General features: G+C 63.4%; 11 protein-coding genes. 4 read left to right on the top strand and 7 right to left on the bottom strand.

What is annotated here, in order from left to right; all coding sequences use genetic code 11:
* Together QZT63_RS01635 and QZT63_RS01630 are read right to left on the bottom strand one after the other, a co-directional pair.
* A partial coding sequence (locus QZT63_RS01635) for a serine hydrolase (RefSeq protein ID WP_290647996.1) occupies nt 1-691 on the bottom strand: 691 nt, incomplete at its 3' end.
* 54 nt (nt 692-745) lie between these two features.
* Nucleotides 746-2,719: a M1 family aminopeptidase gene (locus tag QZT63_RS01630; protein ID WP_290647995.1), complete on the bottom strand. Its 1,974-nt coding sequence runs from the start codon at nt 2,717-2,719 to the stop codon at nt 746-748.
* Between the two features lie 229 nt (nt 2,720-2,948).
* Between QZT63_RS01630 and QZT63_RS01625 the strand changes: the two genes are divergently transcribed.
* The 3 genes from QZT63_RS01625 (at nt 2,949) to QZT63_RS01615 (ending at nt 8,464) form a co-directional block, all read left to right on the top strand.
* Complete coding sequence (locus tag QZT63_RS01625) at nt 2,949-4,256, top strand: ATP-binding protein (protein WP_290647993.1); 1,308 nt, start codon at nt 2,949-2,951, stop codon at nt 4,254-4,256.
* 96 nt (nt 4,257-4,352) lie between these two features.
* Nucleotides 4,353-7,277 carry a chemotaxis protein CheB gene (locus QZT63_RS01620; RefSeq protein ID WP_290647991.1) on the top strand — a complete coding sequence of 975 codons (2,925 nt, stop codon included), beginning with the start codon at nt 4,353-4,355 and terminating at the stop codon, nt 7,275-7,277.
* A gap of 17 nt (nt 7,278-7,294) precedes the next feature.
* Nucleotides 7,295-8,464, top strand: a complete 1,170-nt coding sequence (locus QZT63_RS01615; RefSeq protein ID WP_290647989.1) for a cation diffusion facilitator family transporter — start codon at nt 7,295-7,297, stop codon at nt 8,462-8,464.
* A gap of 160 nt (nt 8,465-8,624) precedes the next feature.
* Here QZT63_RS01615 and QZT63_RS01610 read toward each other — a convergent pair whose 3' ends face one another.
* Nucleotides 8,625-9,080, bottom strand: coding sequence for a phasin family protein (locus tag QZT63_RS01610; RefSeq protein ID WP_290647986.1), 456 nt, complete (start codon nt 9,078-9,080; stop codon nt 8,625-8,627).
* 520 nt (nt 9,081-9,600) lie between these two features.
* On the opposite strand from QZT63_RS01610, the gene QZT63_RS01605 reads away from it, so the two are divergent.
* Nucleotides 9,601-10,689, top strand: a complete 1,089-nt coding sequence (locus QZT63_RS01605; RefSeq protein WP_290647984.1) for a patatin-like phospholipase family protein — start codon at nt 9,601-9,603, stop codon at nt 10,687-10,689.
* 100 nt (nt 10,690-10,789) lie between these two features.
* Here QZT63_RS01605 and QZT63_RS01600 read toward each other — a convergent pair whose 3' ends face one another.
* The 4 genes from QZT63_RS01600 to QZT63_RS01585 form a co-directional block, all read right to left on the bottom strand.
* A complete protein-coding gene (locus tag QZT63_RS01600) occupies nt 10,790-11,155 on the bottom strand; it encodes a DsrE family protein (protein ID WP_290647982.1) in 366 nt (121 codons plus the stop codon).
* A 131-nt stretch (nt 11,156-11,286) separates the two neighbouring features.
* The gene (thpD, locus tag QZT63_RS01595; RefSeq protein WP_290647980.1) at nt 11,287-12,222 is read right to left on the bottom strand and encodes an ectoine hydroxylase; all 936 of its coding nucleotides are present in this window, start codon (nt 12,220-12,222) and stop codon (nt 11,287-11,289) included.
* A 302-nt stretch (nt 12,223-12,524) separates the two neighbouring features.
* On the bottom strand, nt 12,525-14,366 hold the full coding sequence (locus tag QZT63_RS01590) for a protein kinase (RefSeq protein WP_290647979.1): 1,842 nt from the start codon (nt 14,364-14,366) through the stop codon (nt 12,525-12,527).
* Between the two features lie 21 nt (nt 14,367-14,387).
* Nucleotides 14,388-16,019 carry a dihydrolipoyllysine-residue acetyltransferase gene (locus tag QZT63_RS01585; protein WP_290647977.1) on the bottom strand — a complete coding sequence of 544 codons (1,632 nt, stop codon included), beginning with the start codon at nt 16,017-16,019 and terminating at the stop codon, nt 14,388-14,390.
* Between the last annotated feature and the right edge of the window lie 3 nt (nt 16,020-16,022).

Raw genomic sequence — 16,022 nt, 5'->3', positions numbered from 1 at the left:
CCTGCAGCCAGTCAGGAATGGCAATATTCAGGGGCTCACCCAGCCACGCCCGAGCCAGGGCCAGGGTGCTTTGGCCGGTCTGCTCGGCCAGTGCGGCCGAAAGGAGATGCGAGTTGCCCGTCGAATAGCGCATGCGTCCACCCGGCTCCCCTACGAATGGCCGCCGCAGCACGTAGGCCACCCAGTCGTCACTGGACACCCAGGCGCCATAGTTCGGCCCTGAGGTGGACTTCAGCCCGGCTTGCATGGAGAGGAGATGCCCGACGGTGATTTCGTGCACCCTGGAATTGACGTCATCGGGAACCCGATCGCCGAGCAGCTCGGTGACAAGCTGATCCACATCGCGAATGTACCCCCTGTCCACGGCCATACCCACCAACGCAGCGAGGATGGTCTTGGACAGCGACTTGATGTTCACCGGGGTGTCGAGGTCCGGGCCGCGGACCACATGCTCGAGTACAGGCTCCCCGTTTATCAGGACAAGCACGCCACGGAGGCGTTCCTGGCGTTCGGCCACTTGGCGAAAAACCGACGCATCCCGCTGCTGCGTGAACCCGGCAGTCTCTTCGGCCAAGCTGACCACCGGCGCGGGGCAAGCAAGCACCAGCGACAGCAGTGCAATGACAAGCCAGCGGCTACAGCCCGACACCGTCACCAAGGCCCGGCCGGGCCGGATCGAGACCACCGACATGCTTGTTTTTCGGCTCTGTTGCGTGATCACCTGACGCCCCCCCGTACGCACGCCCTACGGATCTGCCTGCAGATCCACCCGCAATGGCGACTCGGCCGTAGCCCAGGTGCCGCGGTCCAGGGTCTGCCCGGAGCGGTCCCGGATCACGTAGCTCCGATGCCCATCGTGGCGCAGGACGCCCGCCAGGCCCCGCAAGTGCTCGCCGCGGTCTGCGGAGAGTACCGTGATGCGGGTCTCCGGGATGGCGAAGGCCCGGGCGGCCCCCGCCTCGCGCACAGATTCTGGCGCCTCCAGGCCGTGGTGCTCAAGCCACGCCTTGACCTGGTCCGTGTCGCCGACCACCAGCAGCGCCGCCGCCGGCCGCGTGCCAGGATCGACAGGTTGCACCTCGCGCCCGAGTGCCGAGGTAGCAATCTCTTTGGCCTGAGCGACCAAAGGTACGACCCGCGTGGCAGGGTCCAGTTCCACAGCGCGCAACAACGCGGGAACCGTCATCGCCGGCAACCGGCGGAAGGCGCGATACTGCGGATCCACGGCCAGCGTCCGTGGGCGCGCCTCGGTGTCGATTGTGAACGCGGTGGCCCGATCCTCAAGCTCCAGCCACTGCGTGACCGAATCATCTGCCTCGTCCTTCACCACCACAGGGACACGCAGCGCGAAGGGCTCGCCATTGTGGATTTGGCGCACTTCCCCGGTCACCGACCAACCACCGTCCTCGCGCTCGTCCACGGCCACATCGTCCACCGCAAGCTCAGGGGCCCCGGTACGCTCCAGCCACTGCGTGAAGAACGGGCCAAGGTCCTCGCCCGCGGCGTGTGAGAAGGCGGCGGCGAGGTCCTCCCAGGCCGCGGTGCGATGCCGGTGGCGATCCCAGAGAGCAGCTACCGCCTCGCGGAAGGCGCCCTCGCCGATACGCTCCTCGAGCATCAGAAAGAGCATGGCCCCGCGGTGGTAGCCAACCACCCGGTCGGCGCCGCGGTTACCGGATCGAAAGGCGCGCAGCGAGCGGTCGGCGTCGGCCGGCAGCAGCGCGTAATCGCGCAGCCAGCGCTCGCGGGTCTCCCGGCCGCGGCCGCGTTCGACGTCGAGGCGATAATCGGCCATGTAGGTCGTCAGCCCCTCCGACCAGTTACCCCGCTCGTGATCCACATAAACGCCGTTGCCCCACCAGGCGTGCAAGACCTCGTGAGCGAGGGACGTCTCGGGGATGAACGGCAGCGGGATCACCCGCTCGCCGAGCCAGGTAAAGCCGGCAAAAGCAAGCCCGACCGGCAGCGGCGAGGCGGCCACTTGGTAGCTCTCCAGTGGGTAAGGGCCGATCTCCCCGTTAAAACGCTCCAGGTGGTCCACGGTGCGCGCCAGGTAGGTGTCGGCGTACTCGCCGTCCAGGGCCTCCGGGAAGAGGGTGCGCACAACCACGCCGTCGGCCGTCTCGGCGCTACGCGCCCGCCACGGCCCGGCAGCGAGGGTGATGCCGCGGGCGCGGGGGTGGCGGTAGCGGGCCACCACGCGCGCCTCCTGCAGACTCTCCTCCACGAGGCCGCCGCTTGCCACCGCGCGCTGCCCGGGGGGCAGCGCGACTTCCAGCGTCCAGGCGAACCGGCTGACGCCCTCGATGCGCGGATACCAGGCGCCGGCCGAATCCAGGTAACTTCCGTCCGGACCGAGGAACTGCCCGCGCCTGCCGCCCTCCTCACGCCCTGCAATGCGCCCGGCGTACTCGATGATCACGCTTTCAGCCGCCTCCGGCACCCGCACAGCCCAGCGTCCGCCGCCCTTGTCACGGACGCTGAGGCGCTGCCCGCCGGCGCGCACCCCTTTCACCTCCAGCCCTTCGGCCAGCTGAAAGCCCCTCGCCGAGGTGGCGGGCCGCAGCTCCAGCCGTGCCTCCAGATGGCGATCCGCCGGCTTGAGCGTTACCTCGAGGTGCTTGTGTGGTGGCGCCGGCTGCTCCCCCGCCGACAAAGCGTCGGTCACCGAAAGCCCCGCGAGGAATAGAGCGAACAGCGTCGCCGTGGCGTCGTGCATAGCAACTCCTTTGTGGGGGGGCCAACCCTCTCCCCTTCGGCCCCGCCAAGGGGGGACGCGCACCGCCAGCCCCGGTCCGGCACGCTTGCTTGCCGCGACGCCGCCGGCACGCGAGACGCTGAATGCGCCCACCATGGCCAAGAGGGCAGTTTAGCCTACGATTCTCCAACACTCCCCTCACCGCAGTGCTAAACTGGGTCGCAAACACCCGACACCTTTGGGGTTCTTCATGGCGCAGGGAAACGTCACGGATCATCATGCATTCGACCTGCGCTCGGAAGCGGAAGAGCGATTGTCCCATGCCTCTTCCAGCGATGGCGGCGCGGCGGACTTGGATACGCAGCAATTGCTGCATGAACTACGGGTCCACCAGATCGAACTGGAGATGCAGAACGAGGAGCTGCGGCGTACACAGCTCGCCCTGGAAGAATCCCGCGACCGCTACGCCGATCTGTACGACTTCGCACCGGTTGCCTACCTGACGCTCGACCCGCAGGCACTGATCACCGCCGCCAACCTGACCAGCACGGAGCTCCTCGCCGTGGACCGGCAGCAGCTTCTGCAATGCCGAATCGCCAGCTTCATCGCTCCCGGGGACCGGGAGCGATGGGGCCAGTATTTCGCGAGCATGATGCGTCATCAAGGGCGTCAAAGCTGCGATCTCACCATGCAACGCGCGGATGGCCGCGAGTTCAGCGGGCGCCTGGAGTGCCTGCGTGTGGCAGGGAGCGGTGATGAGCTGGAGCTGCGCATCGCGCTCAGCGACATTACCGAGCTCAGACAAGCGGAAGCGAAGCGCGAGCAGGCGCAGACCACCATGGTCCACATGGGGCGGTTGGTGCTGGCCGGAGAGCTGGCTGCTGGCTTGGCCCATGAACTCAACCAGCCGCTGTGCTCGATCATCAACTACAGTGAGGCGTGCCTCCAGCGGCTTCGAACCGCCGCCGGCGGAAGCGACGACTTGATCCACCACCTGCAACGCATCGCAGCTGAGGGTGAGCGGGCGGGGGAGATCATCCGCCGACTGCGTGGGTTTACCCGCAAACAAACCGTCTCCGACCCGGTGCCAACGGACATCAACCAGGTCATTGACGAATCTTTGGAACTGATGACCGCAAATGCCCGGACCAACAACGTCAGGCTCTACCGGGTCTCTGCGGAGAACCTGCCCCCGGCGCGCGTTGACCCCGTTCAGATCCAGCAAGTGTTAGTCAATCTCATTCAAAACAGCCTGCTCGCGATCGCCGACTCCGCCCAAGAGCGCCGCGAGGTCGTCGTTGAAGCGAGACCCGGTCCGCGGGGGTGGGTGACCATTTCGGTGCGTGATTCCGGCCCCGGGCTCCCCGAGTCCGTTCGCCGGCATCTGTTCCACCCCTTCGTCACCACACGCGCTGACGGCATGGGGCTGGGGCTATCGATTTGCCACTCCATTGTGACGGCCCATGGCGGCCAGCTCTGGGCTGACGAGACGGACAGCGCGGAGGCTGATACAACCATCCATTTTACTCTCCCCACGGCGGCAGGGAGGTTCAGGTAAGCCATGGGCAGGGCTGACCAACAAGCTCCAGGCCTTCGTGGCTCGGCTTAGCGGGAGGGATCTGCCCGAGGACAACGGTTGTGAGAGGATGCCGCCGTGACGCGCGACGAGCGCCGCAACACTGCCACTGAGCCGACCCCTGCGCAGCCCGCGAACGGGCCGCGGTCTGACTTTCCCGTCGTTGGTCTGGGCGCCTCGGCGGGCGGGCTGGAGGCCATCGAGACATTCTTCCGTTACCTTCCACCCGGCACCGGCATCGCGTTCGTTCTGGTTGCGCATCTCCATCCGGACCGCGCCAGCCTACTGCAGGATATTCTGCGGCGCGATACGTCCATGGAGGTTGTGGAGGCAACGGACCAGATGCCGCTCCAGCCCGATCGCGTCCATATTATACCGCCAAACCGGCAGATCGCCGTGTTCCATGGCCTGCTTCAGGTCATTCACCCTGAGACCCCGCGCGGCCACCGGATGCCGATTGACATATTCCTGCGTTCGCTGGCCGAAGACCAGGCAGAGAACGCAGTTGGTATCATTCTCTCCGGCACGGGCAGCGACGGCACCCTTGGACTGCGTGCCATCCACGGTGCCGGGGGCCTTTGCCTTGTGCAGGATCCGGCCACGGCGCAATTCCCCAGCATGCCCAATAGCGCCATCCAGGCGGGCTGCGCCACGCATGTATTACCCGTCGAGGCGATGCCTGCGCAACTGGAGCACGATCTGCGCCATCGGCTTGTGCCCGAACACAAAGGGCAACTCAGGTCGGTGCCAACAGGCACGATTAACCGCATCCTGATGCACGTCCGCAAGGTCACTGGCCATGACTTTAGCCACTATAAGGAGAATACGGTCGCGCGTCGGATTCAGCGGCGAATGGCCGCCCAGGGCATTGATGACACGGAAAGCTATGCCCGGCTACTGCAGGAACAGCCCGGGGAGGCACGGCGGTTATTCAAGGAGCTACTCATTAGCGTGACGAGCTTCTTCCGCGAGCCGGAGGCATTCACGGCATTGAAACGGGACATCCTGCCGGAACTGCTAGCCGCAATACCGAAGGGCGAGGCGTTCCGCGCCTGGGTGGTGGGCTGCTCCACTGGCGAGGAGGCATACTCCATCGCCATGGTGCTCCACGAGCATATGGCGGACAACAGCGAGCGCCAGGATGTGCAGATTTACGCCACGGACATCGACGAGGACGCGATACAGTTCGCCCGTGCCGGCCGCTACCCGCTCAACATTGTCGAGGACATCTCTGCGGAACGCCTGGAGCGCTACTTCACCAAGGAGGATACCGGCTATCGGGTGATAAAGGATATTCGCGAGATGGTCGTCTTTGCCGTCCAGGATGTCATTAAGGACCCACACTTCAATCGACTGGAGCTGATCAGTTGTCGAAACGTGCTCATCTACCTGCGACGGGAAACTCAGGACCGACTGCTCTCGATTTTTCACTACGGACTGAAGCCCGGTGGCGTGCTGTTTCTCTCCTTTTCGGAGAGCATCGGCGAACATTCGGACCTGTTTACGCCGCTGGAGCGCAAGTGGAAATTCTACCGGGCGATCCACTCAGGCCCTGGGTCACGGGCAGTGCCCGGGCATGCTCGCCACTGGCAGCTGGGAAAGGGGATCTCACGCTACGAAGGGGCGATTGCAACGAACCCAGCCAGCATTGCCGAAGTCGCCAAGCGGTCCTTGCTGCGCTTGTTCACACCACCATCGGTGGTGACGGATCTGCGCGGCAACATCCTGTATGTCCACGGCAATACAAGCCCGTACCTGGGCCCTGCCCCGGGCGCCGCCAGTCTTGATGTGATCAGGATGGCACGCGAGGCATTGCAACCGGAGCTGCGAACCGCGCTGCAGTCCGCCGCCAATCAAGGCAAGGCCGTGCTGCGGCGTGGTCTGCCCCTGCAGCTCGGCGACGAAACACATCACGTTGATCTCGGCGTGTGGCCCATTGCGGACCTGCATGGCGGCGAGAATCTGCTGCTGGTGAGCTTTCAGCGCGTCGAGACACCCGGCGCGGGCAAACAGCCGAGACAACGGAGACCGAAAGCAGAAGAGCTGCGGCGCGTGGAAGCACTCGAGCGGGAGCTTGCCTACACGCGAGATAACCTCCAGGCCAGCATCGAGGAGGAGCAAGCAGCCAACGAGGAGCTCCAGTCCTTGAACGAGGAGCTGCAATCGACCAATGAGGAACTGGAGACCTCAAGGGAGGAGCTCCAATCGACCAACGAAGAGCTGGTGTCGGTCAATGCCGAGCTGCACGCCAAACTTGAACAGATGGCGGAGCTGCGGAATGATCTGAAGAACCTGCTCGACACCCTCGACCTCGGCGTCATACTGCTCGACGAACGACTCGTCGTCAGGCGCTTCACCCTCCAGGCCAGACGCATCTTCCATTTGATGGACGCCGACGTTGGCCGTCCACTCGAGGACATTCGCTCGGACGCCGAGGGTGCGGACATGCTCGCCGATGCCCGGGCGGTGCTGCGTTCCCTTCAGCCGATCGAACGCGAGCTGCGCACCCGGGACGGTTGCTGGTATCTGGCTCGCGTGATGCCATACCGCACCCTCGATCAAATCATTGCCGGCGTGGTGCTGACCTTTACCGACATCAGCGACCGTATCGCGGCTGAGCGTGCCCGCCGGGCGATGCAAGAATTCGCCGAGAATATTATCGATACGCTGCGTGAACCGCTCGTGGTGCTCGATGGCAGCATGACGGTCATCGCGGCCAGCCAATACTTCTACCGCTTCTTCGGGCTCGCCCCGAGTGAGACAATCGGTCAGTCATTCCTCGAGCTTGCCGATAGACAGTGGGATACAGCCCCGTTGCGGGAGGCGCTAGAATCACTCCTGCCCGAGGATTCGAGCTTTGATGAGCTGGAAATCGATCAAGTGTTTGCCGGCATGGGGCGCAAACGCATGTTGCTCAGCGGACGGCGGCTGATCCATGCCGCCGGCGAGAGCCCGTTGATCCTGCTGGCAATGGAGGATGTGACGGAACGCCCGTTAGCCTGATGGTTAAGAGAGCCGTCGTGACGGTACCCATCGACAAGAATCCAACCACCCCTGACACCGCCAATTCAAAACGGCGCGTGACACTCATTGGGGGCGTGATCAATCTGTTCCTGGGCCTGGGAAAGATCCTGGCGGGGGTGGTCGGACAATCCCAGGCGTTGATCGTCGACGGCATCCACTCGTTATCTGACTTGATCTCCGACGCGCTGGTGCTCGTGGCGTGTGCCTATGGCAGCCAGAGCGCGGATGGCGACCACCCTTACGGCCATGGCCGCATCGAGACCGTCGCGTCGGCGGGCATCGGCGCAATGCTGCTGCTGGTTGCGGGCGGTTTTATCTATGATGCGGTCCAGCGCCTGCTCATCCACCCGGAGGCGCTACTCGTCCCCGGGTGGCTCGCCCTGACCGCCGCTTGCGCGTCCATCGCCATCAAGGAAGGCTTGTATCACTACACCAAGGCGGTGGCACGCGAAGCCCGTTCGAACCTGCTTGAGGTCAACGCGTGGCATCACCGATCAGATGCCCTCTCCTCACTCGTGGTGGTCGGCGGCATCACCGGCGTGCTTGTCGGTCTGCCATGGCTCGATGCCGTCGCCGCCATCATTGTGGCCGCCATGCTCGCCCACGTGGGACTGCAATTCGCCTGGCGATCATTGCGGGAGCTGGTCGACACTGCGCTGACCCCGGACGAAATCGCCGCCATCGAGCAAGTGGTGCGGGACATTGAAGGCGTGCGCAACGTGCACGGCCTGAGGACACGGCGCATGGGCCAGGACGCCCTGGCGGATCTGCACGTCATTGTCGATCCGCGGCTGAGCGTCTCCGAGGGCCACCGCATCAGCGAAGAAGTCCACGAGCGGCTCATGCGGGACATCCAGGACATCAACGATGTTCTGGTCCACATCGAGCACGAAGACCCGGAATGGGACGCGGACACCGTTCAACTGCCTTTGCGGCGAGAGGTGGAGCGCGATTTGAGAAGGCAGTGGGGCGGACTGGCAGCGGCCGAGCGCATCGAGCGACTCGATCTCCACTACATGGAGGGCGCACTCGAGGTGGAGATCCATCTGCCGTGGCAACCCGCGAGAGACCTGGATGCCGTTCACAACGAACTCGAGCAGCTTGCTGAACGCGCCCAACGTCTCGATTACGTGACGGCCTGCCGGGTGCACTTCGTCGGGCGTTAGCCGGCGCGGACATGCACCGTGGCGCAATGAGCCGAAAAAGCACCCGGATGGGCTTGTTGCCTCCTGTCAGGGCACAAAAAACCGCCAGGCCCGGGGACCAGCGGTTTTTTGACAGCGCCACCCCGGCGGATTGCGTCCCACCGGGGTGTGCCACGTGCGCTTACTCAGCCTTGGGGGTCGCCTTGGCTGCAGCCTTCGTGCTCTCCTGCGTGAGCTGCTGGGCCTGCTCAGAGACCGCCTTCACGTTCTCCTGCGTGAGCTGCTGAGCTTCCTCGGAAGCAGCCTTAACCTTCTGCTGCGTCAACTTCTGGGCGTCCTCGGCAAACCGGCGGTTAAGAGCAACGACCTTCTCGGAGTCGCTCCTGACGCGCTCGGTCAACTCTTTCACGACTTCCTGCTGGCTCTGGAGGTAGCTCTGCAGGTCCTGCGGGGCCTTGACGTCAAGGGCCTTACGGATCTGCTTGATGCCCAGATCGGTGTAGACCTTGGAGGCCTCGACCTGGTTGTTCACCAGAGATTCCATGTGATCGATAGAGAGCTCGGCAAACGCACGCGCCGGGCCACCAAAGAACTTCTCAAACTGCTCGTTGACCTGATTGATACTTGGGTTTTTCATCAAAACACCTCGGTAATTGCGAGTTTTCGCAGGGCTTGGAGGCCTTCTCCAACCCTGATGGAACACATGCTAACAAAGAAATTGCTGCGCCGCAACATCTTCTTCAGGACAATCACAACCGCGGCTCGCCACTGCCGCGGCAGTCATCACGAGTACTCACCAACGCAGGATCGGTGCCAACACGCTGGCCTGCCTAAAATCCCGGACTTATGTTACATTTGCATGCGTTCGTCGTGTGTCGTTACGGCACATGTGCCACCGGGGAAACCTGCGTGCCTGCCTGGTAGGCTCGCAGGCGACGTCGCTTGCAGCCACTGGCACCGACCGACCTGAGGGGCCGATGCTCATTTGGCCGAGGGTGTTGCGAGCGCTGATTTGAGCCCAGACGGCAAGGCGCATCCTTGCAGCAAGCCCTAGCTCCCCGGCCCCCGTTACCAGGAGCATGGCCAGGCAACGCCGCCCGCACTAGCCTGTCCGCAGGCTACTCACTGCACCATCCTGAACCCAAGAAGAAGGACTTATGCCGAAGACACCACATAAACTCATCGACCTCGCGCTGCAGGGAGGCGGGTCGCACGGCGCACTCACCTGGGGGGTCCTGGATCGCATTCTCGAAGACGAGCGCCTGGAGATAGACGGCATCAGTGGCACCAGCGCGGGCGCCATGAACGCCGTTGTCGTTGCAGACGGCCTGCAGCGCGGCGGCCGCGGGGCGGCGCGCGAGGCGCTGCACACGTTCTGGCGCGCAGTGAGTGATGCGGCACGTTTTTCACCCATTCAGCGCAGCCCCTGGGACCAGTTGATCGGCAACTACAGCCTGGATTACTCGCCGAGCTATCTCTTCTACGAAAGCCTCACGCAGCTGATCCCGCCGGCCAAGCTCAATCCCTTGGGCCACAATCCGCTGCGCGATCTGGTGGCGAAGCAGGTGGACTTCGAGTGTGTCAACGCCTGCCGTAAAGTTAACGTCTTTGTCACGGCCACCAATGTTCGTACGGGGCGGCCGCACATCTTCACTCAGCCCCACCTGTCGGTGGACACGGTCATGGCGTCGGCTTGCCTGCCGTTTATGTTCGAAGCCGTGGAGATTGACGGCGAGGCCTACTGGGACGGTGGCTACAGTGGCAACCCGGCGCTCTACCCGCTGGTGGATAATCAGGGATGTCGCGACCTGGTGGTGGTGCAGATCAACCCGCTGCTGCGCCAGCAACTGCCGCGTACGTCCAGGGAGATTCTGAACCGGATCAACGAAATTACCTTTAACTCCAGCCTTATCAAGGAACTGCGCTCGATCCAGCTGCTGCATCAACTCATCGACGCCGAAGGCCTCGAGCTGGAGAGCTATCGCGCTATGCGGCTGCACTTGATCCATGCAGAGCGTGATGTCGAGGAACTCAGCGCCTCCAGCAAACTGAACGCCGATTGGGACTTTCTCACCTACCTACACGCCCGCGGGCGCGCATGGGCCAATGACTGGCTGGACAAACACTTCGACGCGATCGGAAAGCACGCCACCTTTGACCTAAACGAGCTGTTCCAAGATGCGATCCGTCCGGTCTTACCTCACGGTGAAGCGACGGCAGAGACAACGGAACGACAGAATCGGTGATCGCCATTGCCGCAGTCCGTGCCGCCGCGCTCCCGGCACCCCTATTTGGTCGTCCTGATCGACCACCGTGGCCAAGCTCATTAACCCGGGTTACAGGGCACTAGCCGTAGTTCGCCACCGTCGCGTTGTGCTCGCGAATGGCACGGTGGTAATCGCCCATAGTCGCGAGTCGGGTATCCCGGTGAAGCTCGTCCTCACCAAATCGACGGGCGTCGGCGCATGGCTTGCACACCAGCACCGTCACCTCCGGATCCGCGGCGAGCTCATCGAAGATCGGGCCAAGCGCGGGCGGGCCACAGGCGACAATCTCGTGGGCCAAATCCTGCTTGGCCAGGAGAACGGCATCGTGGAGCAGCATCAGGGTGACGCTATCACCCTGCTCCCGTGCCGCCCGGGCATGAAGAAAAGGCAGCGTGGCCCGGGTGGTATCCGTAGGGCCCCAGGTCGAGGCAATCGCGATATGCATGGCCGCACCTCCTAGTTCTCAATGGGTCAGTCCACGCGCCCTGGCAACGTTGACGCGCGCCGTGCCGGGGTCCGAACACTAAATCCTGGCTCGTAGTGTACAGGGCGTGTGCGCCACCTTGCGCAATTTCTCTATTTCCCCGGCATTTCAAACGGCTGAAAGTCTTCCTCATCCAGCATGTCCAGCGGCGTAATACTCTGCCGCGCGGCGAGAAACTCAGGGCGCGGCTCGTTGGCGGAGTAAGGGGCGCCCAGCGGATTATCAATGCTGTTGTAGACGAAAAAGAGGTTCGCACGGGGCCAGGGCGACATGTTTCTGTTGGAGGCGTGAAGCGTGTTGCACTCGAACAGCAGAAGAGAGCCCGCGGGGCCTTTGGGTGCCTGAATGCCGCCCCGATTGGCCAGCCATTCCAGGTCCTCCCGTTCGGGCACACCCAGCCGCTGGCTCTTCAGGGAGTCCTTCCAGTTCTGATCTGGCGTTTCTTTCACGGCTGGCACGAAGTACTGGTGCGAGCCTGGGATCAACATCACCGGGCCATTGAACTCGTTGTTGTCGCTGAGCATTAGCGAGGCGGAGACCGCACGCATCGCCGGCATCCCGTCTTCGGCATGCCAGGTCTCGAAGTCGGAATGCCACTCGAACCCGGCACCCTGGAACTGGAACTTGTCATTGATCCGCGACTGGTGGACGTATACATCACCGCCAAGCAGCTGGTGCACCATGCCGAGGATGCGCGGGTCACGTGTCAGCCTGGAAAAACGCTCGGAAAGCTCGTGCATGGCAAACACCGAACGCAATTCCCCGGACACAGGGTCCTGGATGACCTGCTCGGATTGCGTCAGTTCGGTGTCCTTGGCCATCTCTTTGAGTTCATCCTGGAACGGGTCGAGGCGCTCCTGGGAGTAAAAACCCTCAAACCATAGGAAGCCGTCGCGCTCATAGCGTGACAAGGCCTCTTCGTCCAGCGGGCCATCCCACCGTGCCCGGTGGCGTGAGTGCACAACGGGATCCAAACGAGGAAACATTTCCTGCTTGTAGCCAAGCCGAGTCTGATAACGATCCGCCATTTCAATCTCCTGTCATTTCAGGCTCGGCGCGATCGACCAGTACGCCCGTGCGCTCCTGTAAGGAGGCGCAGCACGTCCCTTGCGCTTCCAGACCACCACGCCAACGCCGCTAACCATGCGTAGCGGAATTACGCCACCGCAGCCGAATGAGTTCCCGTAACGGGGAGATTTCTCGCAGATGTCGATGTGCGGACCGGACAACGCCAAGGTCTACCGGTTGGGGTGACAGTGAGTTCGACGGCTTGCTCCCATACGCCGGCAATGGCCCCTTCGGTGTGATCGACCTTGCCCCGCTGCGGGCGCTAGTGCCCCGATGCCACAGCGCGCGGATTCTTGGGGTAGTAGCGCTCCGGCAATCGCTCGATGTGGGGGAAGTACTTGGTGTCCTTGTAGGGCATCTTCATGTACCCGGAGACCCCGAGCCCCTCGATGAGCTCGACGGCTGCAAGGATATCGTCCAGCCGACGGCGAAACTCCTCCTCCCGGCTCGGATCCAGCAGGCGGTAGTAACTGTGGATCTTCAAGTGGTTCGGCAAGGCCTCGAAGATAATCATGCCGGTGTGGTGAATGGTATTGAGGACCTCCAGCGAGGTAATGATTTGCTCCGGCAGGACCAGAAATTCCTCCGGGTCAGGACCATCTTCGAAGTAGGAATGCTCCCGGGTGCGGTCTTCGAGCTCGGGGGCGGCACTGACCTCATAGGGCAGGCGCATTCCCGGTTCGGGTACGAAGGGCTCCTCCGGCCTGTCGCGATCAATATGCAGCGTATCGCGCGCGTTGAACAGGCAGCTCTTGAAGATACCCTGGCGATAGATCGCCCGTGCCAGATTGACCATATTGTTGACCGCAGTCACGAAGGCCGTCTTCAGCGTGGCATCGTGGAGATTCAGCGACGTGTCGATATACACGCCATCCGCCTCCCAACGCACCGCCAGACCACCAACCACCGGGTAGCGGCCCAGCCGGCTGACCGCGGCGAGAAAGGCCTTCTCCGTCTCGCCCATGCCCTGCATGAAGTTCTTGTAGTAGCGATCGAGCTGGACATCGTTAACCTCGCTGAGTGTCTCCGGGGCACCCTCCTCGCGCAGGAAGGCCTTCCGCGAACTGTAGACCACGGTGTCCATCTCGCGGTCTGTGCGGCGTATCCATACCGGCGCCAGCGGTGACGGCGGCGGCTCGGGCAGGTCGATCATCACCGTGCGCCCGATCCGGGGCATCTCGCGCACGAAAAAATTCCCCGCGCGACAGCGCACCGCCGGGTCCGGGTCAAGCATGCCCGCGAGCATGCGCGCGAACTCCCTGGGCAGCCCCAGGGATGTGGGGGGAATTGCCCGATAGCCAAAGCGACACGACTGCCCCGAGGCGAGCGCATACAGGGTGCCCGCCGTACCCTGCTCGTCAAAGCGCGGCGACGAGAGACCGCCGTTTAACTGCTCCTCGCCGATGAAGTAGACATCCCCAAGGCGCGCATTCGTCTGCTGCAGGTTGTCCGACATCAGCTCCATGACATTGGGTGCGACGAACTGATGGTTCTCGTCGAGCTGCGCGAACACGGATGAGCCCCAGTCGATGAGCGCAATATTCTCGTGCTCGGCATCGAAGACCAGGTTTGACGGCTTGATGTCGCCATGCACGATGGGTCGCCCTGCCGGACCTGACTCGCTGCGCAGGGTCCGCAGGATGTCCGCCAGTTGCGTGGCGATACGCACCACAAGCCGCGGCGCCAGCCGCCCCTCGCGCAGCGAGACCTCTTCCAGGTTGTACCCGGGTGCCCGATCCATCATCAGCAGCGACTGATTGCGTACCCGCTGGTAGGCGATGAGCCGCGGGACACGGGGGTGATGAATCTGCTGGAGCATGAAGGCCTCTTCCTCAAGGCGATCCTGCAGGTGCTGCGGCAAGGTGATGCGGGTGAACTTGAAGACATACTCGACCTGCTGCCCTGCTTCGCGCACCAGAACCCCGGAGAACACAAAGCCGTAAGCACCCTTGCCGATCAACGCGATATCGCGGTAGCCAAGCTGCTCGAGCTGCTGGGTGCACAGCGCCACCCAGTCCTTGAGCTTCTTGGCATCATCATGACTGAGCAGATAGATCGACTGCTCTTCGGGAATATAGAACTGCTGCAGTGGTGCCTGGACCATGCTTTCACCGCTTGCGCGCCGTTACCCCAGGTGCAATAGCATCGACTGCGGCGACTCCAGAAGGCCCTTCCAGCGATTACAAAAGCGCGCGATCGTGCCGCCGTCGATGATCCGGTGGTCCCCTGCCCAGCTTACGGTCATGATCGCTCGCTCCACCACTTGCCCCTGGGCGTCAAAACGCGGCAAGCGCTGCGTCTTGCCCAGGGCCACAATGGCCACTTCCGGGGCATTAATGATCGGCGACGTGTACGTCCCTCCGAGCGCGCCGATGTTCGAGATGCTGATGGTACCGTCTTTAAGGTCCGCTTGTCCCACCCGGCCGTCCCGCGCTGCCGTGGTCAGGCGCGCCACTTCCGCAGCGATGTCGAGCAGGGTTCGGCGCTCCACCTGCTTGATATTGGGCACAATCAAGCCCACGCGGCTATCGACCGCCATGCCGATATTGCAGTGCGGCTGATAGTGGATCTCGGTCACCGCGTCGTTGACCCGGCTGTTGAGGATGGGGTATTCGGCCACAGCCAGTGCCATGGCCTTCATGATAAACGGCATCAGCGTCACGCGCGTGCCACGGGCTTCAGCCTCGGGCTTGAGGCGCTCGCGCAGGGCCAGCAGGTCGGTGACATCGATTTCATCGCCATAGGTAAAGTGCGGAATCGTGGAGGCCGCTTGCGCCATGCGTTTGGCCATGACCGCCTGCATGCCCTTGATCGGCTCGACGCGCACCTCCCCGGCGCCCTCGCGCGCGGGCGCCGGTGCCGGTTGCGGTGCCGCCTTCGGCTGAGCGGCCGCGGAGGCTCCCTCGACGTGCGCGAGCACATCGGCCTTGAGAACCCGACCGTTCTTTCCGGAACCGCGGATATCGGCAAGCCTTAGGCCATGTTCGCGCGCCAGGCGGCGGACGGCCGGTGTGGCGGGAACCCGCCGTTGGAACTCTTCCCCGGAGGCTTTCGCCACCGGCGCCACTGCGGGCTCGGAGGCCCGGGGTTGCGGGGTTGACGGCCCGGATGAGGCCGGCTTCGCCTCCTGCTCCCTGGGGATGAAAGCAAACAGCGGCGAATGTACCCGGGCGTTCTCCCCCTGCTGGTAGTAACGCTGCGTGACGCGACCGGCCTTTGGCGCGGTGATCTCGACCAGTGCCTTATCGGTCATTACATCGACCACGGGCTGGTCTTCCTCGATCTCGTCGCCTTCGGCGACGCGCCATTCCACCACTTCGCACTCGACAATCCCCTCGCCGATATCCGGCAGGATAAAGTCTTCGCTGGCCTCGTCCGCCGATGAAGCCGCCACCTCGGCGCGACTGGTGGCGTCGGTGGTCGCACTTGCCGCCGCAGCGGCGGGTGTGGCTGCCGGTTCACGGGATCGCGTCTCGTCGTCGCCTCCGGCATGCGCTTTGGCCCCTACCTCATCTTCCGCATTGTCCGCCACCAGGGCGAACAGCGGTTCGTGTACGCGGGCGATCTCGCCCTCGCGATAATAGAGCCGGGTGATGCGCCCCTTGTACGGCGCCGGGATCTCCACCAGTGCCTTGTCGGTCATTACCTCGGCCACCGGCTGGTCTTCCTCGATCTCGTCCCCTTCGCTGACCAGCCACTTGACCAGCTCGCATTCCACGATTCCTTCGCCAATATCGGGCAACATAAAATCGCTCATGGC

Origin of the sequence: Aquisalimonas sp. (genome assembly GCF_007120195.1) — a bacterium.
Taxonomy (GTDB): Bacteria; Pseudomonadota; Gammaproteobacteria; order Nitrococcales; family Aquisalimonadaceae; genus Aquisalimonas.
The sequence above is the reverse complement of the archived record's forward strand: the minus strand, read 5'-3'. Positions and strand labels throughout refer to the sequence as shown.

What these genes read in the sequence shown, in the direction of transcription:
- QZT63_RS01630 (WP_290647995.1), bottom strand. Translation starts at nt 2,719, where the DNA reads ATGCACGACGCCACGGCGACGCTGTTCGCTCTATTCCTCGCGGGGCTT.
- QZT63_RS01625 (WP_290647993.1), top strand. Translation starts at nt 2,949, where the DNA reads ATGGCGCAGGGAAACGTCACGGATCATCATGCATTCGACCTGCGCTCG.
- QZT63_RS01610 (WP_290647986.1), bottom strand. Translation starts at nt 9,080, where the DNA reads ATGAAAAACCCAAGTATCAATCAGGTCAACGAGCAGTTTGAGAAGTTC.
- QZT63_RS01605 (WP_290647984.1), top strand. Translation starts at nt 9,601, where the DNA reads ATGCCGAAGACACCACATAAACTCATCGACCTCGCGCTGCAGGGAGGC.
- QZT63_RS01600 (WP_290647982.1), bottom strand. Translation starts at nt 11,155, where the DNA reads ATGCATATCGCGATTGCCTCGACCTGGGGCCCTACGGATACCACCCGG.
- thpD (WP_290647980.1), bottom strand. Translation starts at nt 12,222, where the DNA reads ATGGCGGATCGTTATCAGACTCGGCTTGGCTACAAGCAGGAAATGTTT.
- QZT63_RS01590 (WP_290647979.1), bottom strand. Translation starts at nt 14,366, where the DNA reads ATGGTCCAGGCACCACTGCAGCAGTTCTATATTCCCGAAGAGCAGTCG.
- QZT63_RS01585 (WP_290647977.1), bottom strand. Translation starts at nt 16,019, where the DNA reads ATGAGCGATTTTATGTTGCCCGATATTGGCGAAGGAATCGTGGAATGC.